This is a genomic window from Paludibaculum fermentans (assembly GCF_015277775.1).
Lineage (GTDB): Bacteria > Acidobacteriota > Terriglobia > Bryobacterales > Bryobacteraceae > Paludibaculum > Paludibaculum fermentans.
In genome coordinates this window covers 5,765,005-5,788,603 of the sequence record NZ_CP063849.1, presented here as the reverse complement: position 1 = coordinate 5,788,603, position 23,599 = coordinate 5,765,005, and the positions used below count along the sequence as shown (strand labels likewise).

Below are 23,599 nucleotides of genomic sequence, written 5' to 3'. Positions count from 1 at the left end.
CTGATGCCCGAACACATGCGTCCGGACCCCTTTGGAAAAGTCGTGGAAGTGGACCGTACGGCAGGTTTCACCCCCGGAAAAGCCCTGACGTTGGAAGGAGCGCGGGCGTCTTTTGTTTCCTGTCATTTGCTTGTCAGCATGGCAAGGCCAGGGGACTACCGCCTGGAAGTGTCTCCCTTTCCCGCTCCCAGCGGATTGCAGGTGGAACAGTTCCGCGAGTGGTATCACTTCCTGCCGAAATCGAATGCCTACTACCCGGACGCTTTGGCGCCGGTTCCGCTCACCCTGCAATCGAAATTGCCCGCGCCGGACAACCGGATCGCCGCTCAGACGGCGCAGGGCTACTGGCTGGACATCTGGATTCCCGCGAACACCGCTCCGGGTCTCTACGAAACCAAGGCCGTGCTCGAAACGAACGGCCGCAAGTCCAACGCTGTCCTGAAGGTCCGGGTCCTGGCGGCCACGGTGCCCGCCGAAGACGCCGTCACCATGGATCACAATACCTACGGGACATCGTGGCTGGCTGGCGACTACCCCACCCTCGCTCGCCAGGGTGGCGGCGAGTTTTACTTGAGCGACCGGTTCTTCAGCCTGATCCATGCCTACCACCGCATCTTTTACGACCACCGCGGCACCTTCCATCAGTTGGGCTACGGCCATGGCGGCAAGGTGGGGCCCGAGTTCGCGCCCGAACTCGCCGGCACCGGCCGGAACAAGCGGATCGCGGACTGGACGCTGTTCGACCGCCACTACGGACCGCTGTTGGACGGATCTGCTTTCGCGAATACGCATCTTGGGCCTAGGCCGACTAAGTTAGTTTACCTTCCTATCAATCCGGAATGGCCAGCCTCCTACCTCTGGTGGGGCGAACCCGGCTACCAGCAGGAGTTCGTCAATGTGGTCTCCGCCATGGAGCAGCACTTCCGCGAAAAGGGCTGGACCAACACCAACTTCGAGATGTTCTTCAATCACAAGAAGCGCTACAAGGCGTTTGCCTGGGATGGCGACGAAGCCCGGTTTGCCAACGACCTCCCGTATTTGCGCGAGTACGACCGGCTGCTGAAACTCGCCGTGAAGCGCGATTCCCCAGTGAAATTTGTTTTTCGAGCGGACGTGAGCTGGATGCTCGAGCGCGAGATCCAGGAGTTCGCGGGCATCATCAACATGTGGATCTGCTCCCACAGCGACATGTCCTATCTACCCGATGCGCCGCGGATCATGAAGGCCCGCGGGGACATCGTGTGGACCTACGGCGGCACGCCCGAGGTATCGAAACCCTCCTCCCACGTCACTCGCGATGTGTTGTGGCCTTGGATCTGGGGTACCGACGGCTTTGTTCACTGGCTGGCGACGGCGCCCGGGCCCGATCCCTGGTTCCGGTTCGAGGGCGGCGGCGAAACGCTGATCTACCCCGGCGACCGCTTTGGAATCAACGAACCCATTCCCTCCATCCGCCTGAAGATCCAGCGCAACGCCGTGCAGGACGTCACCCTGCTGAACGACTTCGCCAAAACGAAGCCAATCGCCCAGCTCCGCTCGGAAGCAGCCAGGCGCTTCAACGGCACCGAACTGAAAGACTGGCGTTCGCCGCGCCCTGCTTATGCCGACAAGGATCCGCTCGACCGAACCAATGCCGATCCGGGACCCGAGCGCAGTCCCAAGTTCGACGCCGGTCTGGACGCGGCGGCCTGGCAACGGGTTCGGACGTACGTTTTGGAACTTGTCAAAGGGGAACAACGATGAACTGGAAACTGCCCGCCGTGTGCCTGTTGTGCACCCTTGCGACGGCTCAACCTCGGGATCTTGCCCGGGATCTCGACAACGTCGCCCGCACCGCAACGGTGATGGTCGATGGTGACATCTGCCTGCGCATCCAGACGGAACGGTCCCGCGGCTTCATGTTCAAAGAGGATCCAAAGGACCCTTATCTGGCCAGCGACAACTACGACGTCGAGCACGAGGCCTTCACCCGCACCAAGAAGACGCTGATCCGCCTGAGTCGCCTGTGTCCACTCGCCTGCGACGTGAATCTGTGGCTGCCGCTCGATGCCAGCAAAAGCCGCGTGCAGGTCATGATCCGCAACGTTCACGAGATGAGCTCTTTCTGGAAATGGGGCGTCCTGCACCAACCGATGCCGCCGGAGATGAAGCGCGTTTTGGACACGGGCGAACGAGTCACGGTGTCCGGCCCGGGCGGCAAAGTCTCCGTCCTGGCCCCCGTTCGGAACAGTCTGGATGACATCGTTGCGCTGGTGGAAGTGGTTGCGCAACAGCGGGTGGATCCGCAGGAGAACGTGAAATGAGACGGCTGTTCAGTGCTCTGATTCTAGCGAGCGCGCTTGCCTGGGCCCAGGGGCCACCGGCGGTGCGCGTGGAAGAGGGTTCCCTCGTCATCCCGACCTATGAACACTCCGGGCGTGAAGTGGAGCCGGCGCTCTTCCCCACGTCCACCGTCACCGGTTTGTATCCGTTCACCACCTACCTGATGCCTTTTCGGGAGGGGGGTCCGAAGCCGCAACGCTATCAGGCGCTCTTTGTCGAGAACGAATACCTGAAGCTCACCTACATTCCGGAGTTCGGCGGGCGGCTGTTCTCGCTCTATGACAAGCTGCGCGGACGCGAGGTTCTCTACCGGAATGATGTCATCAAACCTGCGTCGTATAATCCCCGAAACAGTTGGCCCCAGTCGGGTCTGGAGCTCACGGGGCCGCACGACTTGCACATGCTCACCCTGCACTCTGAGCCTTACTGGTCGAATCTCGTTGTTAAGAACGCCGACGGCAGCGTGACGCTGGCCCTGGGCGAAACCGATCCGATTTACGGAATGGAGGTGCAGCTATCGGCGACCCTGCACCCCGGCGTTGCCGCGCTCGAGCTGGGCATTCGCTGCTTCAACGGACGGCCCTCCCGGATGCCGCAGATGCTCTGGATCAACACCGCCATCCGCGCCACGCCCAAGACCCGCTTCCTGTATCCCATGAGCCGCACCGTCGGCCACACCACGGCGGACATCGCCGATTGGCCGCTCTACAACGGCCTCGACTACAGTTGGGACCGCAATAACACCCACATGCTGGGCGTGTTCGGCATCGATAGCTACGACAACTTCCAGGGCGCCTATCAGTTCGACCTCGACTATGGCATCTTCCGCTATGCTGACCGGCGCGTCGTCCAGGGCATGAAGCTTTGGACCTTTGGCTACGGCGACAGCGGCTCCAGTCACGAAGCGGGCTATACCGATCACGCCGGGCCGTATGTCGAACTGCAAAGCGGACGCTACGTCTGGGACGGCCACTATGAATGGGTCCAGCCGCACAAGACCGAGAGTTGGAGCGAATGGTGGGTACCGGTGGCCGGCACGAAAGGGCTCACCAGCCTCAGTGCCGCCGTCGCGCTCAATCTTGAAATTCCGGAACAGAATGGCGCGATGGGCTCGCTCACGCTGGCCGCAACCCGCAGGTTGACCGGAGCCGGCATCGTCGTGCGCAGCCAGGCCGGGGAGCTGCTCAATCTGAAAGCCAACCTGGATCCGGAGCGAGTTTACCAGGCGGAGATTCCCCTGCGCGGAACGCCCAGGGAACTGGTGGTCACGGTGACCGATGCCGGCGGCCGTGTGGTGTTTGAATACCACAGGCCGGACTCTCCGCCCGGCCGCAAGGAATACACGCCCTTCACTCTGCCTCTCGAACGTCCGCGCAAAACGGTCAGCGAGATGAGCGTGGAAGAGCTCGTGATGGCCGGTGAATACAGGCTGAAGGAGTTGGATGACGCAGGCGCGGTGGCGCTGTTCGAACAGGCGCTGACCCGGGATCCCGGTGACTCCCGCGCGCACCGGCAACTTGGGATCCAGGACTACCAGCATGCCCGATTCAAAGCGGCGTCGGAGCACCTGGAGAAGTCGGTCGATCGCGATCCTTACGGGGCGGAGAGCCACTACTACCTGGCGCTCTGCCGTTTAGCGCTGGGCCGGGAAACCGAGGCCGAGCGGGCGTTTTACTTTGTAGGGGCCGATAGCGGCTACTTCGGAGCCCGCGAATACCAACTAGGGCGGCTCGCCATGCGGCGCAAACAGCCTGAAGTTGCGGTCCGCCATTTCGAAGCCGCTCTGGGCGCGAACTCCGGGGATCTCTCCGCGCGGGTAGCGCTGGGTTTGGCGCTGGCCGATCTCGGGCAGCGGAGCCAGGCCAGCGAGGCGCTGCTCGCTGCCTCGAAGCTGCAGCCCTCCAGCCGGTTGGCGCCTGCCGCGCGCTTCCTCCTGGCCGGCGATCCCCAGGCCAAGGCGGAGCTTTTGCGCCTGCTGGGCCGCCAAAGCCAGGAGGCCATGGCTGTGGCGGGTTTCTTCGCAGACCTGCTGCGATGGAACGACGCGGTTCGCGTGCTGCGTTTGGTTGACGAGAACAACGGAGACCCGTTTGGCACTCCGGGCGAGTTTTACTACATCCTCGCCTATTGCCAGCGTCGTGCGGGTGACATCCCCGGCGCCGATGGTTCGCTCCGGAAAGCCCACGCCTCCTCTGGAAAGATCGACCGGTTCCCGTCCCGGCGCGAAAGCCTCGCCCCGCTGGAAGAGGCTGTTGCCCTGGATCCCTCCGATGGGCAGGCCCACTACCTCCTCGCCTGCCTGCTGTATCACCTGGGGCAGCCGGCAGAGGCCATCGAGCACTGGCGGGCGGCCGCCGGGAACCGGCCTCGGGATTTCTCCATCCGGCGGGCTCTGGGCCTTTCCCTCGCTGAAAACGGAGGTGTCGAGCAAGCCGCTAATGAGCTCCAGCGCGCCGTCGAACTGAACCCCGCTCACATTCGGACGCTGAACGATCTCAGCAACCTGTACGCGCGCGCCGGCCGCTTTGATGACCAGCTCGCACTGCTCCAGAAAGCCCTGGCCAGCCGGCCCGGCGATGACGATCTGGCCGAAGGAGTGCTCACCTCCTACCTCATGAAGGGGCTCTATCCGGAGGCCGAGCGGCTGATTGCAGAGCACCGGTTCAGCCCGCGCCATCGCAGCTATGGCCTGCGCGACAAGTTCCGCCTCATGCGGTTTGCCCAGGGCGCGGCCGCCCTGAACCAGGGGAATGCCGCCGAGGCGCTGCGGCTCTTCGAGGATTCCCTGCGGCCTCCCGCGAGTCTGGGGATCGACGACTTCGCATCGCAGAGTACGCCACGGCAGTTGTATTATCTCGGGCGCGCCTACGAAGCCCTGGGCCGGCAGGCGGAGGCAAAGTCCGCGCTCGAGCGCGCTTGCGCGGGCTACGAAAAGCTGTCAGGCGACCGGGATAGCTGGAGCAGCGAGAACTATTTCATCGTCTTGGCTTTGGACCGCCTGGGCCGGCGTGACGAAGCAACTGCGCTCCAGAACCGCTTCGTCAACTTTGGCCAGTCGGAGGTGGATGACCGTCTGCGTGAGAGGCGCGCCGAAGCGCGGTATCTCCTGGCCTTGATCCGCAAACGAGAGGGCAAGACAACCGAGGCGCTCGCTCTGCTCGGGAACACGATCGAAGCCAAGCCGGACTTCCTGGCGGCGCGCATCGAGCTGCGCGGTGAAGCACCCGATCCCCTGGCGCCCGCTGGCCGGCGGTAGACGTGGCTACGCGTCTGGTTCCTGCCTCGACAAAAGAAACGAATGAAAACTGTGATTAACAGGGTTGACACAAGCACCGGCTTATCGTAACTTTGTCTAGGTTCGGAAAGTTAACTTACTATCCGCCGCCGCCGAGTAGCGGTCTTGACGAATAGGTTACCTGGCCTTGCCTTGTCATCAAAGGTGGGGGAGTCGGGGTTGTCTCGTTGTTTCCAAATACTTGGCGTGGCCGAAGGCCGGACAAAATCCGGCGGAAGCCCGTGTTGTGGGCCGGAATTGCCGCCTCGCCGCGCAGGCTGGAGCCGCCGCAAGCGCCCGGGTGCCACTCGCCTGTTGCGCGTGGCCCTGCCTGCCCTGCTGGCGTGCGCGGCCGGGACCGCCGCTGCGCAGCCATACCAGGACCTGACGCACGACTCCAAAGTCTTCGGCGAGAAGCGCCACTATCGCATCTTTCTGCCTCGCGGGTACGAAACGTCCACGCGCAGCTATCCGGTGATCTTCTATTTTCATGGACATAGCGATCGCTACACCTTGGAAAAGTATGACGACGGCAAGGACACGGTACCCAAGATCGCGGCATTCACCGCATCGCACGAAGTGATCGTCGTAGCGGCCGATGGGTATGTGGCGCGGGACTACACCGGTTTCTACGGTGGAGCGCCCTACGACGTCAAACGGGACGGCGGCCAGTACGACTACGGCGAGTACTTCCTGGAACTGTTACGCCATATCGACTCCTCGTTCCGCACCCTGCCGGGCCGGCGCTATCACGCTACCTCAGGCCTCAGCATGGGAGGCTTCGCCAGCCTCTACCTCAGCGCCAGGTACCCCGACCTCATCGGCAGCGCGTCCGCCTTCAATCCCGGGCCGGAATTCTACGTCGGTGAACCCGGCCGGCGCTCACTTTGGCGTCCCAAGGATCAAACCTCCAGCCATGGACACACCATGATCCGGCTGATCAGGGCAAGTGGCGACTACATCAGCCAGTACCACGAAGAGACGCGCGCTGCCTACGCCGCCGCGCCAGAGGTCGACTTCGAATTCAGGCAGGATGAGTACCATCGCCACTGGGCGACTTCGATCGGCGAGACGTTCGAGTTCCACGTTCGGGCTTTCCAGAATCCGAAGCTCGAGGCGCCCCCGAAGCAGTGGAACTACTCCAGCGCACAACGCCGGTTTAGCGTGTATGGCTACTCCGTCTCGTCAGGCATCGAAGGCGCCGGACTCACCTTCCTCCGGAACGTTTCGCCGGGCGGCTTCGGCCTGAGAACCCGGCGCTGGTCGCCGGATGGCCCGGCGGCGGCCTGTTCTTCGCTCACCGTGCTCACCGCCCCGTTGTACCGTCCCAATGCCCCATACCAAGTGGCTGACTACAAAGTAGAAAGCGGCACTTCCACGAAAACCGAAACGCGCGCCGATGCGGCCGGCCGTGTTTCCATCGAGCTCGACTGCGGCGCCCATGAAGTTTCGCTCACAGGCCCGGGCGCCGAACTCCTGCCGCCCTCCCTCTTGCCCTTATCCGAGCTCGGCCCCTTCCGGCCGATGCCTGGCGCACCCATCCACCTGCCCCTTCACATTCTGAACACCCGTACGGCGCCGCTGACCAATCTGTCCGTGGAGCTGACGTCGAGCTACCCAACCGTACAGATTCTAAAGGGAACTGCCGCGCGGAAGACGGTAGGCGCGGGGGCGACAGCGGACCTCAGCGGCGAACTGTCGGTGCAGTTCACGGCCGGTGCCGGTGACTTCGCGCGCACGCGGCTCGACTTGGCCCTCTCCTTCGATGGCGGGCAAGCCAAAGAGACATTCGACGTCATGGTGCCCCCGGATCCCCTGCCTGCTCCAGCGGAGGTAGTGGTTCTGGATGGTGCCACGCGCACGTTTTCCGTCTTCCGTCAGACGGGCAACCAGGGTGGAGGCGCCAGCATCCAGCGCACCGTCACCGAAGGCGCCGGCAACGGAAATGGCCGCCTCGAACCAGGAGAAGCGGCCACCATATGGGTTCGGCTCCCACAAGGACTCGACCCATTCGACAAGAACAATTGGTGCCGCGCGAAGGTGTATTCCAGTTCGCGCTGGCTCACCGAAGAAGACGACATCCAGGAAGATAAACAGCGCGAGTGGACCGGTGCTCAAAACCGGACCAGTCTCGTCCGCCTGTCTCGCAAAACACCAGTCGAAGAGAAGATCCCGTTGATTCTCGACTGCGAGAGTTGGAGTTTCAGCTTTACCCCGGACGTACGGTTCGGCGCAGAACCGCTTTATCAGGCTTTCCAGTTCCACAAACACCACCTGTTCGAGTGGAACTGGGCAACGAAATAGTTCCAGCTAAAAGACTTAAAGGAGTAGTCCCGAATGCGAGAGAAAATGCTCAGAAGCTTTGCCGTCCTGCTCTGCATGGCATTCCTGAACCCGTCCTATGCTCAGTTGTTCAACGCCACCATCAAAGGTACGGTCGTTGACGCCCAGGGCGGGGTTCTGCCCAAGGCGGATGTGGAAGTGAGCAATGCGGCGACGGGCGAACGCCGCAAGGCGCAAGTTTCGCCGGTGGGTGTCTACATTTTCAGCGCCTTACCGCCCGGCAACTACGCCGTCAAGGTAAGCGCCGTCGGCTTCGCCGATTGGAATGGTCAACTGACCCTGCGTGTCGCGCAGGAAGCGGTCGTCGATGTGATGATGCAAACGGCCACGGTCCAGACCACCGTGGAAGTCGCGGACGTCACACCGGTGATCAGTCCGGAGACCTCTTCTCTCGCCGACGTCAAAGAGGCTTCCCGCATTGAGACACTGCCGCTGCAGACCCGCAGCTTCCTCGGCATTCTCAACTTCACCCCCGGTGTCGTGGCGAACAGTTTTGCCGGCCAGGGCCAGGGCTTCACGCGAGTCAACGGCATCCCCGGAGGTTCCATCGACTTCCTGGTGGATGGCGCCACCGCCTCCGAACGCTACACCAACGAACTACAACGGCTGCCCCAGTCGCTGCCGACCATCCAGGAGATCCGCGTCAACACCGCGAACACCAACGCCGAATACAGCCGCCCGGGCGTGGTGGAAGTAGTGACCAAGTCGGGTTCGAACTCCTTCCACGGGCAGATCTTCGAACTAAACCAGAACAACCACCTTGCGGCCAATAGCTTCCACCAGAAGTCGGTGAGCTTCCTGACCCGCAACGAGTACGGCTTCAACCTGGGCGGACCCGTGTTGCTGCCCAAGCTGTACAACGGCCGCAACAAGACCTTCTTCTTCTTCGACTACGAGCAGATTCGCCAGCGGTCGGCCGCCAGCCAGAATTTCTATACCGTACCGGAAGCGCCTTGGAAGGCCGGAGACTTCTCCACTTTCAAGGACGGCACCGGTGTTCCGATCACGATCTACGATCCTCTCTCCACAGCCAGGAACCCCACCACCGGCAGCTACACCCGCACGCCCTACACCGGAAACAAGCTCCCGGCGAGCGCCATGAACCCCATCGGCCAGAAGATTGCCAGCTACCTGCCGGATCCAAACATCGCCACGAAATGGTATGACGGCCCGAACTGGCAGGACCCTAACGGCAAGTTGGCCGACGACCGGTCGATGCTGACGGCCAAGGTGGATCAGCTCATCGGCAACAACCGGTTCTCCGGCCGCTATACCTACACCGACCAGAACCAGGTGGCGCCCAGGTACTTCCTGAATCCCAATGTCAGGGCGTACGGCGGACACAACGCGAGCCTCGCGTATACGCAACTCCTCAATCCCGCGATGGTGAACGAGATTCGCGGCGGGTTGCAGCGCTTCCACGCGTATCGCGGCCCCGTGCCAATTACCCCGGCAGTTACCCAGACCTTGGGCCTGCCCACATATCCGGGCACCATCGCCTGGCCGGGAATCTACTTCGTCGACTACAACTCCTCGTGGCTGACGAACTACTTCGACGGCATCGATCGCGACAATCCGCAGGATGCGCCCGGCCTGACCTTCACGGTCGCGGACAACTTCTCTTGGAACCGCTCCAAGCATGAGATGAAGTTTGGATTTATCTTCCAGCGCAACATCGTCAACACTTTTGAGACGGGTCAGCCCGGCGGTGACTACTCGTTCTCCGGCGGCTTCACGGCCCTGATGGATCCCGCCACCATTGGCAACGGAATTGACAGTTCGGCGCCCCTCGCCAACACCGGCGCGGGTCTCGCCGACATGCTGATGGGCTACACCGACTACGCCGGCCTGAATACCTATCCGCGGTTCTACACGCGCCAGAACGACTTCGCGGTGTACGCGCAGGACAACTGGAAGGTGAGCCGGAAACTCACCATCAACATGGGGTTGCGCTACGAGATCTGGTCGCCGTTCCAGGACAAGCGGAACCAGGCAACGACCCTGAATCTGCGCGCCGCCGGCAGTCCCACTGTCGTCTTCGCAGGTAATGGTGACATCACCAGCCAGGGCTTCCCCGCCAATGTGGTGGCTGCCTATACGGCTGCGGGCATGAAGTTCCAATCGGCCAGTTCCGCCGGTCTGCCCTCCAGTCTGTGGAAAATGCAGAAGGGCAATCTGGCGCCTCGCGTCGGGGCGGCCTACCAGCTCACACCCAAAACGGTGCTGCGCGGAGCCTACGGCCTCTACTACTGGGTGATGCCCCTCGTTCAATATCACCAGCAGACTCGTAAGAACGCTCCCTTCTCCTACGGCGCCCAGAGCGTCGTGGACAACAACTTCCCGGGCGGCTACGGCATCGTGCCCCCCGAGATGACCTGGCCTGTCGGCCCCAGCAACTATGCCAACCAGGCGTTGGGTTCGCGCACGCTTGGGCAGGACTTCCTGAAGCCCAGTGCGCTCTCCGTCTGCCAGTGCGGCGGTTGGAACATCTCCCCCTGGGATAGCGACTTCAAGACCCAGTTGGCGCATGAGTGGAACTTCACCATTGAACGCGAACTGCCGGGCCGCTTCGGCTCCCGCGCCTCGTATGTCGGCACCCACGGCGGCAACCTGGTCCAGTTCGATCCCATCAACGCCCTGGTTCCTCGAGCTCTCGCACCCGGAGCCAGCGTGGCGCAACGCCGCGCTTACCCCGACTACAACACGTCCAGCACGAGCACGATGGACCTCATTCGCACCAACGGCTACTCCAACTCGCATCAGTTGCAGACCGAGGTCAAACGCAACTTCTCGAATGGGTTCGTCTTCCAGGGCTTCTACACCTTCCAGAAGACCCTGACGACTTCCGAAGGAGCCAATAGCAGCTTCAGCGCTCTGGAAATGCTGCCCGCGGCCCTGACGAACAACGCCTCATCAGACCAGCGGCTTCGCCTCATCTATGGCCATGACGGCGGCCTGCCGACGCACAACATCAGCTTCAATGCGAATTACGAGCTGCCTTTCGGCCGTGGCAAAGCGCTGCTTGGCCACGCCAACGGGCTTGTCAGCCGGTTGGTCAGCGGCTGGAACGCCGGGGCCTTCTACTACTGGCGTAGCGGCCTGTTCTTCTCGCCTTACTACAGCGCCCGCGGGTCCAACACCTATCTGGCGCCGGGTAAGACAGCCATCCTGCCCGCCGACCAGCGCCAGGGTGCCAAGTGGTTCGATCCCAGTGTCTGCCGCGCCGACATCGGCGAAGTCTGCAACGGCCAGAGCTGGATCCGGCGGACGTCCCTGGATAGCGACTTCCTGAACAACGTGCCCCGCAACTACATGACCGGACCGGGCTTCAACAATATCGACGCCTCGTTCTACAAGGTCACGCAGATCACTGAGCAGGTGAAGTTCCGGCTTGAGGGCCAGATCTTCAATCTCCTCAATCACAAGAACTTCAACCTGCCGAATCTCACCTCCGGTGTCGTGACCAGCGGCCTCGGCAGCGCGAGGCTCGTGCAATTCCAGGCGAAACTGGAGTTCTGATCCCCGGCTCTGATTGAATTTAGGGGTGGCCCGCGGCGCATGCCTTGGGCCACCCGCAGCCCTGGGTGTGTGCCGTGGGGCGGCCGGTTCCGGTCCTGCTTCGGGGCACTTCCGGACGAAGCAGAAAAGGATCAGAGGCAACAGGTAAATGCGTCTTCCGCACGAACATCTCATCTCTCAGAACCTGAGCGCGCCGCTGATGCGCAGCATCAATGGCATCGGGCTGCTGAATCTGATCAGGGAGCACGGGCCGGTTTCCCGCGCAAGCTTGGCTAAGCTGAGCAATTTGAGCAAACCGACAGTGTCCAGTCAGGTCGAAACGTTGATGCAGCGGGGCTGGGTGGTCGAGTTGGGCCGGGGAGAATCAGGATCAAAGGGCGGTAAAAAGCCCACGATGCTGACTTTCAATGCCAATGCTGGCCGGCTTTTCGCCGTCGAAATTGCAGCTTGGCATGTGCGGCTGGCCGCGGCCGACCTGGAAGGAAACATACTCGCCCGGCTGGCGCTGTCCATCGGCAACGATCGCAGGGCGGCCAATGTCATTTCCCTCGCCAAATACGGACTGGAACAATTGATGTCCGGCCATCCCTGCTCGGCTGACCAGCGGGTGATCAGTGTGGCCGCGCCCGGCCGCGTGGACGTGGTCCGGGGCATCGTCTTGCAAGCCGGCAACGTTTTTAACTGGCAGAATGTGGCGATCCGCGAAGAGTTGGAAGCGGCGTTCGGCACCACTGTGTTCGTCGACAACGACGTCCGGATGGCGGCGCTGGGCGAGGTGCAGTTTGGGGCCGCGCGCGGCGAGCAGGACGTCGTGCTGGTCAAGCTGGAGACCGGGCTCGGCGCGGCCGTGATCAACCGTGGCCAGTTGATGCTGGGCAGTCACTGGGCAGCGGGCGAAGTCGCCCACATGCTGCTGGACCACAAGAACACGAGCACCGACTGGAGTGTCCGCGGCTATCTGGAATCGATCGTGGGCGCTGACCGCATTCTGGCCGCGGCGCAGGACGCCGGCAGTACCGCGCAGACGGCCCTGGAATTCCTCCATACCGCGCGCAACAAGACAGGTCCGGAACGCGATCTCTTTGACTACATTGCGACCCACCTCGGAATTGCCATCGCGAATCTGATCGTTGTGAACGACCCGGCCATGGTGGTCCTGCAGAGCGCCTTGCTCGGCGCGTTGGAGCAGGAACTGAGGGCGGCCGTTGAGCGGCTGGTGCCGTGGGAAACGCGAATCGAGATTTCCACCATCGGCGACGAGGCGGTATTGCTGGGCACAATCGTCGCCGCGCGAAGGCAGGCCTACGAGCACATAGCCCGGCTGTTCGAGAACGGCGGGCAGCAGTCCACTGAATTCGGAATGCCCGTACTGACCGAACGCTGACGAAATAAGCTGTTCAAGCTGCCCTTGGACGCCGAGAGAGAGTACCTTCCATGCCAGATCAACCGGTTCAAGACACACAATGGCCCCGGCGCACATTGCTGCGCAAAGCTGCGTCGATGAGCGCCGCCGCTCTGGCCGCGCCCCTCTTCGCGGCGAACGATCGTATTTCCCTGGCTTTTATCGGCACCGGCGTGATGGGCTCTGAGAATCTCGGAGCAGCCATGAAGCAGCCCGGCGTGGCCGTCAGCGCGGTCTGCGACGTCTACCAGCCGAACCTGGAGCGCGCCTCCGCCCTCGCCCGGCGGGCGGGACACCAGCCGAAAGAGGTTCGCGACTTCCGCGAAATACTGGCCGATCGCTCGATCGATGCCATCTGCATCGCTACCCCGGACCACTGGCACCCGTATATCTGTGTCGAGGCGTGCAAGGCGGGCAAAGACGTCTATGTCGAGAAGCCGGCCTGCGTCGCGGCCTCGGAAGGGGCCGTCATGGTGGAGGCTGCCCGGAAGTACAAGCGCGTCGTGCAGGCCGGAACCTGGCAGCGCTCTGGCGCCCACTTCCAGAAGGCATGCGAAATCGTGCGCAGCGGAGAACTGGGCAAGGTCAGTATGGCCAAGTCTTGGATCTACAGCAATCAGCCCGCTGCCGGCATCGGCAACCCGGTCGACAAGGAGCCGCCCGCCGGCCTGGATTGGGATCTGTGGCTTGGCCCCGCCCCGGCACGCCGCTTCAACCCAAATCGCTTCGGCATCTATCCGAACGCCTACTCCTACTTCCGTTTCTTCTGGGATTACGCCGGCGGCCAGCTCACTGATTCCGGCATTCACATGCTCGACATCGTACAGATGGCGTTTGGCGATCCCATGCCGCGGGCTGTTGTCGCACTGGGTGGCAAATACTGGTTCCAGGACGATACGGAGACGCCGGACACCATGCAGGCGACCTTTGAATACCCCGGCTTCCTGGGCTCCTGGGAGCACCGCTCCAACAACACCGAACTCACCGGCAACCGCCTGATGGGCGCGACTTTTCACGGCACGCGCGGCACGGTCTATGTCGACCGCACGGTGCTGCGGGTTACGCCGGAGAAGGGCTCGGATCTTGCCCCATTCGAGATGAAGAGAGTGGCCGATCCACATCCCCTGCACTGGGCGAACTTCCTGGATTGCGTGAGGACCAGGCAGCGGCCCAACAGCGACATCGAGACCTGCGTCCGCTCTTCCATCACATCGATTCTCGGGAATCTGTCCTTGCGCGCCCGCATGCGTTTGGATTGGGATGAAGAGCGCCACACCGTCCAGCAGGAGTCGGCGCGTCCGCTGCTGCAACGCGAATACCGCAAGCCCTGGAAGTTGGAGGCCTGACCGGCGCGTACCCTGTCAGCCGGCGTGGTCGGAGGCCAGCTGGAGTTTCCCCGCCATCTTGACCAGGTCGGCCAGCGAATCGGCGTTCATCTTCCGCATGACGCTGCCCCGATGCGCCTTGACCGTGATCTCGCTGATGCCGAGTTCACCTCCGATCTGTTTGTTCAACAGACCGGAAACCACCAGGGTCAGGACCTCACGTTCCCGGCGGCTCAGCGATTCATACCGGTCCCGTAGTGCGCGCAGCTCCGCCTCATGCCCCAGTGCGGTCCGGCTGTACTCAATCGCATTCTGAATGGCGCCCAGCAGCACTTCGGCGCTGAAGGGCTTCATCAGGAATTCGACGGCGCCGGCCTTCATGGCCTGCACCGTCATGGGCACATCGCCGTAGCCCGTGATGAAGATAATCGGCATGTCCATCCGATCGGCGGCCACGCGCTTTTGCAGCTCCAGCCCATTCAGGTCAGGCAGGCTGACATCGAGCACAAGGCAGCTCGGAACCGCCAGCCGTGGTTGGGCCAGGAATTCCTGTGCGGACCCAAAGATCTCAGGTTGCCAGCCTGCATGGCGGATGAGCAATTCCAGGGACTCACGCACAGAGACATCGTCGTCTACTACAAACACAATCGGAGTGGTGCTTGGCATGTGAGGCGCCCTCAAGTCTCTGCCCGGTGAGATCGCTTGGCTCATTCTATCTTCCTGCATCGCGGTCCACTTCGGGGCGGGTTGCTCCCTTCATCTGAAAGGCGGTCTTGAGGGCCGCGAACAGCGCAGTATCACTGAAGGGTTTGATCAAACACTCCACAGCGCCCTGTGCGATCAGGCGGGGCCGTACGGTTTCATCGCCATGAGCCGTGATGAAGACAATCGGAATCTGCTTCTTTTGCAGCTGCAATTCTCTTTGCAGCTCCGGCCCAGACATGCCCGGCATGCCCACATCGAGGATCAGGCAGCCAGTCGCGCCAACGCTATCAGACGCGAGGAACTCTTCCGCTGACGAGAACGTCTTCGCTGCAAAACCGAACTCTCTCAACAGGTCGGGCAGCGACTCACGCACCGACTCGTCGTCGTCAACCACCGACACCAGGGATCTCATTGCCATCGTCTCTCCCTCGCTTGCTAGACACGATTCGTGATCTCACTCCCGCCACTCTCCTCTGCAATCGGGAGAGAGAACGCGAACGTCGCCCCGGGGCCTTCATTCGGTGCTGCCCAGATACGGCCAAGATGTCTCTCGATAATCGACCGGCTGACGGAGAGTCCGATCCCCATCCCATCGCCCTTCGTCGTATAGAACGCCTCGAAGAGTTTCTCCGCCACCTGCGGTTCAAATCCCACGCCCACATCTTGGACGGTGAGCCGCGCGCACTGGCGGCCCTCCCGCTCAGTTCGGATGATCAGCCGCCTGGCGCGATCGTCGATGCCATTCATCGCGTCGGAGGCGTTCATGAGCAGGTTCAGGATCACCTGCTGTAGTTGGACCCGGTCTCCCAGGACTTGGGGTAGCCCGTCGGCCAACTCAGGCTGCAGAATCACCCGGTCCCTTCGAAGCTTGTGCACCGAAAGCGCAATCACCTCCCGTGCAGCCTCATTCAGGTCCACCAGTTCGGTTGCGGCATCTTTCTTGGAGAACAGCGCGCGCAATCGGGTGATCACGTCCGACGCGCGATTTGCATCGCGAATCGTACGCCGCGCGGTCTCGAGTGCGCCTTCGACATTGGGTGGCTCCGCGGCCAGCATTCGCAGGCAGGTGCTGGCATTCGTGACGATGCCCGACAGCGGCTGGTTGACTTCATGAGCGATCGACGCGGTCAGAGTCCCCAGGCTCGTGACCCTGGCGACATGCGTCAGTTCTGCTCGGGCTTTGCTGAGCGCCTCTTCTGAACTTCTCCGCTCCGTCACATCCTGCACCGCGCCGATATACTCCAGGCGGCCATCCTTGTCTCTTGTTCCATGGGCGACCATATGCAGGTGCTTGATGGAATTGTCGGGCATCAGCAGGCGATGTTCATATTGAAAGCCCGCGACGGCGGCCAGAGCCCTCTCAATCATGTTGCTCATCAGCGGCAGGTCTTCGGGATGGACCCGCGTACCGATCAGTTCCAGCGTCACCGGTATCCCCTTGTCGAACTCGAACATGCGATACAACTGGTCCGACCACGTAATCTCCCCCGTGGCCACACGCCACGAGAAGCTGCCCGTCCGGCTGAGATGTTGGCCCTGTACCAGAAACGCCTCACTCCGCCTCAACTCTTCCTCCGCCTTCTTGCGCTCCGTTATGTCCCGCAAATAACCCGTGAAGGAGGGCGGTCCGTCCGACTGGATGCGCGTAATCGCGAGCTCGGCAGGGAACTCGCGCCCATCCGCCCGCATGGCCGTCATCTCCACACGCCGTCCGATCACTCGTGCTTCGCCGGTGCTCAGGTAGCGTGCAAACCCCCGCTCATGCTTCTCTCGCAACGGCGGCGGAATAATCACGTCGGCGAGACGTTCCCCCACAACCTCTTCCCTGCGGTGGCCGAAGGTTCGTTCCGCGGCCGGATTGAACTCCACGATGCGGCTGTCGTGATCGATCGTCACAATGCAATCGAGCGCTGAGTCGAGAATCGCGGATTTCCGTGCTTCACTGCGTTTCAGTATGGTGTCGCTCTGGGCCCGCTCGACGGCGATGCCCGCAATCTGTGTGAATTGCGCGATCAGCCGCTGATGAATAGGCAAGGGCGATCCGGGCTTGTCATAGTAGATCGCAAACGAACCCAGGACCCTCCCCGCCGTGGAGGAAATCGGTATCGACCAGCACGCCTGCAAGCCATGTGCCAGCGCCATGGGACACCATTCGGATGCCTTCCAGCGGGTCTCTGACTGGAAGTCGGTGGATATGACCTGCTGGTTGAGGCACGCCGCCATCGCACTGGGGCCGGCGTCCACGCAGACAGGCCGGCCGGCGATGGCATCGACAAAGCTGGGCGGCAGGCTTGGCGCGGCCCCGTGTCCCAGTCGCATGCCGTCCGGCTCCACCAGAAAGACGCTGCAGTAACACCCGCTCGCCGTGTCTTCCACCAGCAGGCAAAGCGCCTCCAGTACCTCCGATAACGCATGGCCGCCGGCCACCATTTCGAGCAACCGCTTCTCACCAGCCAGCACGGCCTCCGCCTGCCTTCGATCTTCAATGTCGGTATTCAGTCCGTACCACTTCACGATGTCGCCGGCTTCGTCCCGCAGCGGCACCGCCCGAATCAGGAACCATCGGAACGTACCATCGAATCGCCGCAATCTGACTTCAAACTCTCCGGACTGTCCTGATTCCAGGACGCTTCGCCACTGGGCTGGCACCTGAGCGGCATCGTCCGGGTGGATCGTGGCCTGCCAGTCCCAACCGCAGCCGCCCTCCAGGCTGACGCCGGTGTAGTCACACCACTGCTTGTTCAGGAAGTCCACACTGCCGTCGGGCGCGGCGCTCCACACGAATCCTGGAATCGCGTCAATGGTGGCGGCCAGCCGGCCGCTTGAGCCTCTCAGCTCATCGAGAGCTCGCATGAGCGACATCTGGGCGCGTTCCCGCTCAATCGCGACGCTGGCCAGATGGGTCAGTTGGGCGATCACCTCCTGGTCTGCCGCCGTAGGCAGGCCGGGTTGGGCGGAAAACAATGCGAACGTACCCAGTACGCCTCCCTGCTGCGAGAAAATCGGTGTGGACCAGCACGCCCTCAGCCCGTTCTCCAAGGCAACGTCACGGAACTCGGTCCACCGCGGATCCACCGCAATATCCGAAGCCACGACCTGTCGCCCGTAATAGGCGGCCGTTCCGCAGGAGCTGGCATTCGGCCCGAGGGCAAAACCGTCGATGGCAGCCGTGTAGGCGCTGGGTACATTGGGCGACGCGGCGTGCCACAGCCGGTTGGTCTCCGGATCCAGCAACAGCGTCGAACAGCAACTGCAGGCCGGACACAGCTCTTCCATGAGCAGGCAAAGGGTGGCCAGCGTCGCGTAGAGCGATTCGCCGGTCGCAATCATCTCCAAAGCCCGCTTCTCTCCTGCCAGCAGCGCCTCCACTCGCTTCGGGTGGTCGATGTTGGATTGCAGTACGCACCACCCGGTCAGCTTGCCGACGTTGTCGCGAATCGGCGACCCGGTTGCCAGGAACCAGTGGTAACTGCCGTCAGCTCCGCGCAGGCGGTTCTCGATCCTGTAAGGTTCTCCCTCCTCCAGCGCAATCCGCAAGGCATCACTCACCGCGGGCAAGTCGGAAGGGTGAACTACCGCCTGCCACCCCTGGCCGCGCCCCGCGTCCCGACTGAGACCTGTGTACGTGCACCAATGCTGGTTCAGATGCTCGATGCTCCCGTCGGGGCGTGCGGTCCACACCATTTCGGGAAGAGCATCGATGACCCAGCTGAGGTCCTTCTCCATGGCAGTCCTTTCCTGGCAGCACCCCATCCTCGCTAGCATGCCGCGCCGGCTGGATGGGCGTCCATTGTACTTTGGTATTGCAATTCGCCTTGCGTACGCGCGCCGGCAACGATCCCTCTGCCTATCTCTCCAACTTAATCCAGAGCCCGCGTCGGCGCGGCCGATCCCGCCGGAAGCTGCGGGAACAGGGAGCAATACCTTCGTCCAATAGCTTCGCCGCTGAACCTCTGGCTTAATCGAAATCGAGATTGCAGATCATCCAGCTTTTAAAAAGCAATGGAAAGGAGCCATTTATGGCAAACAATCAGAAGACGGTAATCGTGACGGGTGCTTCGCAAGGCATCGGTGCAGGCGTTGTAAAGGCGTTCCTGTCGCGCGGGTACAACGTGGTGGGCACTTCGCGCAACGCCACAAAATCCAAGGAACTCTCGGCGTCCGACTCCCTCGCCCTGGTCGACGGCGACATCGGCCAACCGGAGACCGCCCAGAAGGCAGCGGACCTCGCGGTCAAGCGGTTTGGCTCGATCGATGCCGTCGTCGCGAATGCCGGCATCTTCCTGGTGAAGCCGTTCACCGAGTACACGCAGGAGGATTTCCGCGCCCTGGTCTCCACCAACCTCGAAGGCTTCATCTACATCACGCAGCTGGCGGTGAAGCAGATGCAGGCGCAGAAGGCCGGCGGCAGCGTCGTGGCCATCACGACGTCAATGATTGAGAATCCTATCGCTGGTATGCCTGTGTCCCTGTCAATGATCACCAAAGGCGGGTTGGAGGCGGTGCTGAAGAACCTGGCGACCGAGTACGCAAAGGAGCACATCCGGTTCAACGCCGTGGCGCCCGGTGTCGTCGACACCCCGCTCCACGCCAACAACCCGAAGGACTTCCTGAAGACCCTTTCGCCCATGGGGACAATCTCCACCGTTGAAGAAGTGGCCAGTGCCGTTGTGTATTTGACCGAGGCTCGCCAGATCACGGGTGAGGTACTGCACGTGGACGGCGGCGCTCACAGCGGCAAGTGGTAAGCGTCGGCAAAAGTGACCCCGGAGCTGCCCACAACGGAGTTCAAATCATGACTCAACTCGAGAAGGTCCTCTACACGGCCAAGGTCCACACCACGGGTGGACGCGATCACGGCGTCTCGCGCAGCGATGATGGCCGCCTGGATGTCAGGCTCTCCACGCCGGGAGTCCTCGGCACGGGCACAAATCCGGAACAGCTCTTCGCCGCCGGCTGGGCGGCCTGCTTCGAGGGCGCGATTGGGATCGCGGCCACCAAGCGGCGAGTCACTCTGCCAGCCGACATGGCCATCGACAGCGAAGTAGACCTCTGCCTCCGTGATGGCGCCTATTCTCTTCGCGCACGCCTGAACGTGAGCCTGCCGGGCTTGGACCGTGAAGTCGCCCAGGCCTTGGTCGACTCCGCTGACCAGACGTGCCCCTATTCCAAGGCCATCCGCGGCAATGTCGATGTCGCCATTCACCTGGTTTAGACCAGGCCAGCAAACAGCCTGGCCCTTGCAGGCGGCTGCACACTCAGGAAGAAGTTGCCCAAGGAGGCAGATCAATGCAGAAGCAAATCGATCAGGAAGGGCGCCATCCCTCGTCAGGGAACGCTGAAGACAGACTCGCGGCGGCTGGCATTGATCTGCCGTCCGCTCCGACTCCGTTTGGCGCCTACGTGCCCGCGGTTCGAACAGGCAATCTCCTGTTCCTCAGCGGCATGCTCCCCACGGTGGGCCACGAAGCGAAGTTCCGCGGCCGCGTCGGAAGGGAGTTGACCGCGGAACAAGGCGCAAGCGCTGCCTACGCCGCGGCTCTCAACGTACTCGCCGTCGCCAGGCAGGCGCTTGGGTCACTCGACCGCGTCACCCGCGTTGTCCGGCTCGGAGTGTACATCGCCGCCGATGGCGAACCAGTCGACCAACCCAAAATCGCCGATGCCGCCTCGGAACTCCTTCGCGACATCTTCGGACAGGACAAGGTCTCCGTACGCCTCGTGTTTGGAGTGGCAAGCCTGCCGCTGGGAGTGCCGGTCGAGCTCGAGGCAATCTTCGAAATCGCTGGCTGACCCTGCCCTACGGCCTGATTCCGTTCGGCTTGAACACGCCTCCGCTCACCATCAGATCGAGCAGCTCCCGGGTTCGTTCGGGGCAGGCCCGCCCCTTCTGCGGCGTCAGGTTGTCATGCTCCGATTCGAGCAGCGGCAGCGGTTCCTTGGGCCCGGGTATCTGGTTCAACACCGTCCAGATGCCCGCTGGCGGCGAGATCGTGTCGATGAAGCCGATGCCCGCCATCACCACCGCCTGGATGCGCGGTGCAAAGTTGACGGGATCGAAATACAGCGCGGTCTTCATGACTTCGGGATTGTCGGATGGCCAGTTGGGATAGCCGGGTTTGCGGCCGTGCAAAGCTCCATTCGTATCCGCGCCGGCCGGTACACACACCAGGGCGGCGGTGATCTTCTCCGGCCGCAAGCCCGCCAGCACGAGCGTCTGCTGGCCGCCCATGCTGCCACCCGTCAGGACAATCGTCTTGCCATCCCAGTCAGGGCGGGTCAGCAGGTAATCCAACACTCGCGAATCCCGTAGGTACATGTTGAGGAAATAGGACTGCTCCGGGTCGGTGTTGCCGATCGCCTGGTAGTTCCTCGGGATGTTGCCGGACGGGTCCGAAGGCAGCTTGTCGTGCGAATCGACATTTAGCATCAGCCAGCCGCTCGCCGCCCGCTGAGCCACCGCGCGTGCATTCAGCGCGTAGACGCCTGCATACTGCAGTTGGATCAACGCCGGGAACTTGCCCTCCTTCGCCGGTTTCGCCACGTACCCATGCGCCTTGGATCCCAGGGCATCCAGCACAAACATGCTCATCTCGACGCCCGGTACCTCCGTCTGTACAGGAGTCAACTGCGGATTGATCGCGATTTTGGCTTGCGCCGCCAGCTTGGCCTCCCAGAAGGAACCGAAGTCTCCGGGAGCCGCTGTGGACAGCCCGATCTTCGTCGGAGAGACCGCGGCGCCGACAGCGTAAAGCCCGTTGTTGCGGCCGGTATTGCCGCCAACGAATGTGGCAGGAACAGCTTTCTCCGCACCGGCGAGGGCCAACTCCGCATACGGCTCGATCGCGACATAGATCATCGCCGGTTCATCCGACGTGACTTCGATCTTGTCCTTACCCGAGGAAAGGTCCAGCTTGCCCTCCTTGAGAACCACCGCATTGTTCCGGCGGACGGTCCACTTGTAGGCATAGGTTGGCGCGACCGGTCCCGGAGTGACGGTCCAGCCCACCACCTCGTTCACCTCGTAGATGCCGTTCGCGTGATAAGGCGTGAAGGTGAGTTGCTGCTGGATCGCGGCGGGTTGCCCGAAAGCGAAGGCTCCGGCCACCAGCAGCGCAAGTGCGAATCGTACACGTGTTCGAGTCATAGGATTCCTGAGGCCCGCGGCAAGGGTCTTCCCCTGCGCATTCCGGTCGATGTGGAACCAGCCTCTAAGCGGAGGCGAACTTCTTCCGCCGCTCAGTGAGTTCTTCCTGGATCTGGATATTCATCTTCTTCCCGATCTTGTAACTGGCGAGGCAGACCAGCCCAAGAGCCATCGCAATTGCTGGATACACGCTCGCGCCCAGGCGGATCCCCAGCAGCGCCCGTTCCGTTTGCACCGCATTCGGGACATACCCGAACGCGTCGATCACCCAGGCACTCAAAGCCCCGCCCAGGCTGAGCCCGGCCTTCAGCGCGAACAGGACCCCGGCAAACATGAATCCGGTTGCCCGCCGCGACGTCTTCCATTCCGAGTAGTCCGCCACATCGGCGATCATCACCCAAAGCAGCGGGACCGTCGGACCCCATCCGATCGCCCACAGGATGCTCAGCGCGAACATCAACTGGATCTGCATCGGCCCGACAAAGAAGACCAGCAGCGTGGCGACCATCGTCACGAACATGCCGGCGATGAAGACCGCCTTGTTGCCGAAACGGTCGGCCAGCGGCTTCGAGAAGAGGATCCCCACGATCTGAACCAGGCTCCCGGCCACGAAGAACAGGCTCAGCCCGACCGCCGAGGCGTTCGAGCCATCCGGGTTCACCAGCAGGCCCAGTGAGTCCAATACCGTGCGCCAACCGGTAACCGGACCGGCAGTGCCGGCCAGGCCGAAGCCCGAGAGGAAGGACCGTATCTGCTGCTGGTCGAGGTAGTACGCGAAGAAGTAGTTCGAGGAACTCCCCCTGACCACCAGCATCGTGAAGATCAGCAGTGTCAGGACGAACATCACGATCCACGGTCCACAGGTGAACACGTTCCTCAGATCGGAGCGCAGATCCGACTTCTGCCGCGGATCCGGCTGAACACGCTCACGCGTGGTGGCGAACGTGACCAGGTTCAGCAGCACGATGAGGCCGCCGAAAATCCCCATCGTCAGGGCCCAGCCCCGCGCGGGATTCCCGCCACCCAACTTGGCCACCAGGGGCAAAGGCAGCGCCTGGATCAGGAACTGGCCAATCAGCGCGCCGACGAAGCGATAGCGGGCGACGTTGTTCCGCTCGCTCACATCCGGAGTCATCACCCCCATCAGCGCGGCGTAAGGCGTGTTGTTCGCCGAGTAAAGGATCATCACCAGCGAATAGGTAAGGTAGGCGTAGATCAGCTTCCCTTGCGGCCCGAAGTCGGGTGAAACATAGACCAGCCAGAAGATCAGGCCGAAGGGCAGGGCAGTGCCCAGGATCCAGGGACGGAACTTACCCCAGCGGGTCTGAGTGCGGTCAGAGAGGGCGCCAATAATCGGATCGAAAATGGCATCCGCAAGCCGGAGCACCAGGAACATCGATCCCACCGCGACCGCCGATATCCCCACCGTGTCCGTATAAAAACGGGTCTGGTACAGGATCATCGACTGGAAGAAGAAGTTCGTAGCGATATCGCCGCAGGCGTATCCGAGCTTCTCGCGGACCGCAAGCTTCTGTGTGCTCTCTGCCATCGTGGTGCCTCTT

15 protein-coding genes are annotated in these 23,599 nt (G+C 62.3%); 10 read left to right on the top strand and 5 right to left on the bottom strand.

Annotation, left to right across the window (positions count from 1 at the left end):
- Positions 1-3 precede the first annotated feature (3 nt).
- From IRI77_RS22740 to IRI77_RS22710, 7 genes are all read left to right on the top strand, one after another.
- A complete protein-coding gene (locus IRI77_RS22740; RefSeq protein WP_194447304.1) occupies positions 4-1,743 on the top strand; it encodes a glycoside hydrolase domain-containing protein in 1,740 nt (579 codons plus the stop codon).
- A complete protein-coding gene (locus tag IRI77_RS22735; RefSeq protein ID WP_194447303.1) occupies positions 1,740-2,303 on the top strand; it encodes a hypothetical protein in 564 nt (187 codons plus the stop codon). The genes IRI77_RS22740 and IRI77_RS22735 overlap by 4 nt, the downstream gene beginning before the upstream one ends.
- Positions 2,300-5,578, top strand: coding sequence for a tetratricopeptide repeat protein (locus tag IRI77_RS22730; protein ID WP_194447302.1), 3,279 nt, complete (start codon positions 2,300-2,302; stop codon positions 5,576-5,578). Before IRI77_RS22735 ends, IRI77_RS22730 begins: the two co-directional genes overlap by 4 nt.
- A 276-nt stretch (positions 5,579-5,854) precedes the next feature.
- On the top strand, positions 5,855-7,900 hold the full coding sequence (locus IRI77_RS22725; RefSeq protein WP_194447301.1) for an alpha/beta hydrolase-fold protein: 2,046 nt from the start codon (positions 5,855-5,857) through the stop codon (positions 7,898-7,900).
- A gap of 33 nt (positions 7,901-7,933) precedes the next feature.
- Positions 7,934-11,458, top strand: coding sequence for a TonB-dependent receptor (locus IRI77_RS22720; RefSeq protein ID WP_194447300.1), 3,525 nt, complete (start codon positions 7,934-7,936; stop codon positions 11,456-11,458).
- 148 nt (positions 11,459-11,606) lie between these two features.
- Entirely contained in the window at positions 11,607-12,842 is a 1,236-nt protein-coding gene (locus IRI77_RS22715) for an ROK family transcriptional regulator (RefSeq protein WP_194447299.1), read from the top strand.
- A gap of 116 nt (positions 12,843-12,958) precedes the next feature.
- On the top strand, positions 12,959-14,206 hold the full coding sequence (locus IRI77_RS22710; RefSeq protein ID WP_194447298.1) for a Gfo/Idh/MocA family protein: 1,248 nt from the start codon (positions 12,959-12,961) through the stop codon (positions 14,204-14,206).
- A 15-nt stretch (positions 14,207-14,221) separates the two neighbouring features.
- Here the strand turns inward: IRI77_RS22710 and IRI77_RS22705 are convergent, their stop codons facing one another.
- Genes IRI77_RS22705 through IRI77_RS22695 form a run of 3 tightly spaced genes read right to left on the bottom strand, consistent with a single transcriptional unit; the run spans position 14,222 to position 18,616 of the window.
- Complete coding sequence (locus IRI77_RS22705; RefSeq protein ID WP_194447297.1) at positions 14,222-14,851, bottom strand: response regulator transcription factor; 630 nt, start codon at positions 14,849-14,851, stop codon at positions 14,222-14,224.
- Between the two features lie 46 nt (positions 14,852-14,897).
- Positions 14,898-15,308 carry a response regulator transcription factor gene (locus IRI77_RS22700; protein ID WP_194447296.1) on the bottom strand — a complete coding sequence of 137 codons (411 nt, stop codon included), beginning with the start codon at positions 15,306-15,308 and terminating at the stop codon, positions 14,898-14,900.
- Positions 15,309-15,325: 17 nt separating this feature from the next.
- A complete protein-coding gene (locus IRI77_RS22695) occupies positions 15,326-18,616 on the bottom strand; it encodes a PAS domain S-box protein (protein WP_194447295.1) in 3,291 nt (1,096 codons plus the stop codon).
- Between the two features lie 293 nt (positions 18,617-18,909).
- Here IRI77_RS22695 and IRI77_RS22690 point away from each other — a divergent pair, with 293 nt between their 5' ends.
- From IRI77_RS22690 to IRI77_RS22680, 3 genes are all read left to right on the top strand, one after another.
- Positions 18,910-19,638 carry an SDR family NAD(P)-dependent oxidoreductase gene (locus tag IRI77_RS22690; protein WP_194447294.1) on the top strand — a complete coding sequence of 243 codons (729 nt, stop codon included), beginning with the start codon at positions 18,910-18,912 and terminating at the stop codon, positions 19,636-19,638.
- 47 nt (positions 19,639-19,685) lie between these two features.
- Entirely contained in the window at positions 19,686-20,105 is a 420-nt protein-coding gene (locus IRI77_RS22685; RefSeq protein ID WP_194447293.1) for an organic hydroperoxide resistance protein, read from the top strand.
- A 74-nt stretch (positions 20,106-20,179) separates the two neighbouring features.
- Complete coding sequence (locus tag IRI77_RS22680; RefSeq protein ID WP_194447292.1) at positions 20,180-20,683, top strand: RidA family protein; 504 nt, start codon at positions 20,180-20,182, stop codon at positions 20,681-20,683.
- Positions 20,684-20,690: 7 nt separating this feature from the next.
- On the opposite strand, the gene IRI77_RS22675 is transcribed toward IRI77_RS22680, so the two are convergent.
- Entirely contained in the window at positions 20,691-22,037 is a 1,347-nt protein-coding gene (locus IRI77_RS22675) for an acetylxylan esterase (protein ID WP_194447291.1), read from the bottom strand.
- A gap of 64 nt (positions 22,038-22,101) precedes the next feature.
- Positions 22,102-23,586: an MFS transporter gene (locus IRI77_RS22670; protein WP_194447290.1), complete on the bottom strand. Its 1,485-nt coding sequence runs from the start codon at positions 23,584-23,586 to the stop codon at positions 22,102-22,104.
- Positions 23,587-23,599 lie beyond the last annotated feature (13 nt).

Excerpts from the sequence above, each read along its gene's own strand:
- IRI77_RS22740 (WP_194447304.1), top strand. The coding sequence starts at position 4 with ATGCCCGAACACATGCGTCCGGACCCCTTTGGAAAAGTCGTGGAAGTG.
- IRI77_RS22735 (WP_194447303.1), top strand. The coding sequence starts at position 1,740 with ATGAACTGGAAACTGCCCGCCGTGTGCCTGTTGTGCACCCTTGCGACG.
- IRI77_RS22730 (WP_194447302.1), top strand. The coding sequence starts at position 2,300 with ATGAGACGGCTGTTCAGTGCTCTGATTCTAGCGAGCGCGCTTGCCTGG.
- IRI77_RS22720 (WP_194447300.1), top strand. The coding sequence starts at position 7,934 with ATGCGAGAGAAAATGCTCAGAAGCTTTGCCGTCCTGCTCTGCATGGCA.
- IRI77_RS22715 (WP_194447299.1), top strand. The coding sequence starts at position 11,607 with ATGCGTCTTCCGCACGAACATCTCATCTCTCAGAACCTGAGCGCGCCG.
- IRI77_RS22710 (WP_194447298.1), top strand. The coding sequence starts at position 12,959 with ATGAGCGCCGCCGCTCTGGCCGCGCCCCTCTTCGCGGCGAACGATCGT.
- IRI77_RS22705 (WP_194447297.1), bottom strand. The coding sequence starts at position 14,851 with ATGCCAAGCACCACTCCGATTGTGTTTGTAGTAGACGACGATGTCTCT.
- IRI77_RS22700 (WP_194447296.1), bottom strand. The coding sequence starts at position 15,308 with ATGGCAATGAGATCCCTGGTGTCGGTGGTTGACGACGACGAGTCGGTG.
- IRI77_RS22695 (WP_194447295.1), bottom strand. The coding sequence starts at position 18,616 with ATGGAGAAGGACCTCAGCTGGGTCATCGATGCTCTTCCCGAAATGGTG.
- IRI77_RS22690 (WP_194447294.1), top strand. The coding sequence starts at position 18,910 with ATGGCAAACAATCAGAAGACGGTAATCGTGACGGGTGCTTCGCAAGGC.
- IRI77_RS22685 (WP_194447293.1), top strand. The coding sequence starts at position 19,686 with ATGACTCAACTCGAGAAGGTCCTCTACACGGCCAAGGTCCACACCACG.
- IRI77_RS22680 (WP_194447292.1), top strand. The coding sequence starts at position 20,180 with ATGCAGAAGCAAATCGATCAGGAAGGGCGCCATCCCTCGTCAGGGAAC.
- IRI77_RS22675 (WP_194447291.1), bottom strand. The coding sequence starts at position 22,037 with ATGACTCGAACACGTGTACGATTCGCACTTGCGCTGCTGGTGGCCGGA.
- IRI77_RS22670 (WP_194447290.1), bottom strand. The coding sequence starts at position 23,586 with ATGGCAGAGAGCACACAGAAGCTTGCGGTCCGCGAGAAGCTCGGATAC.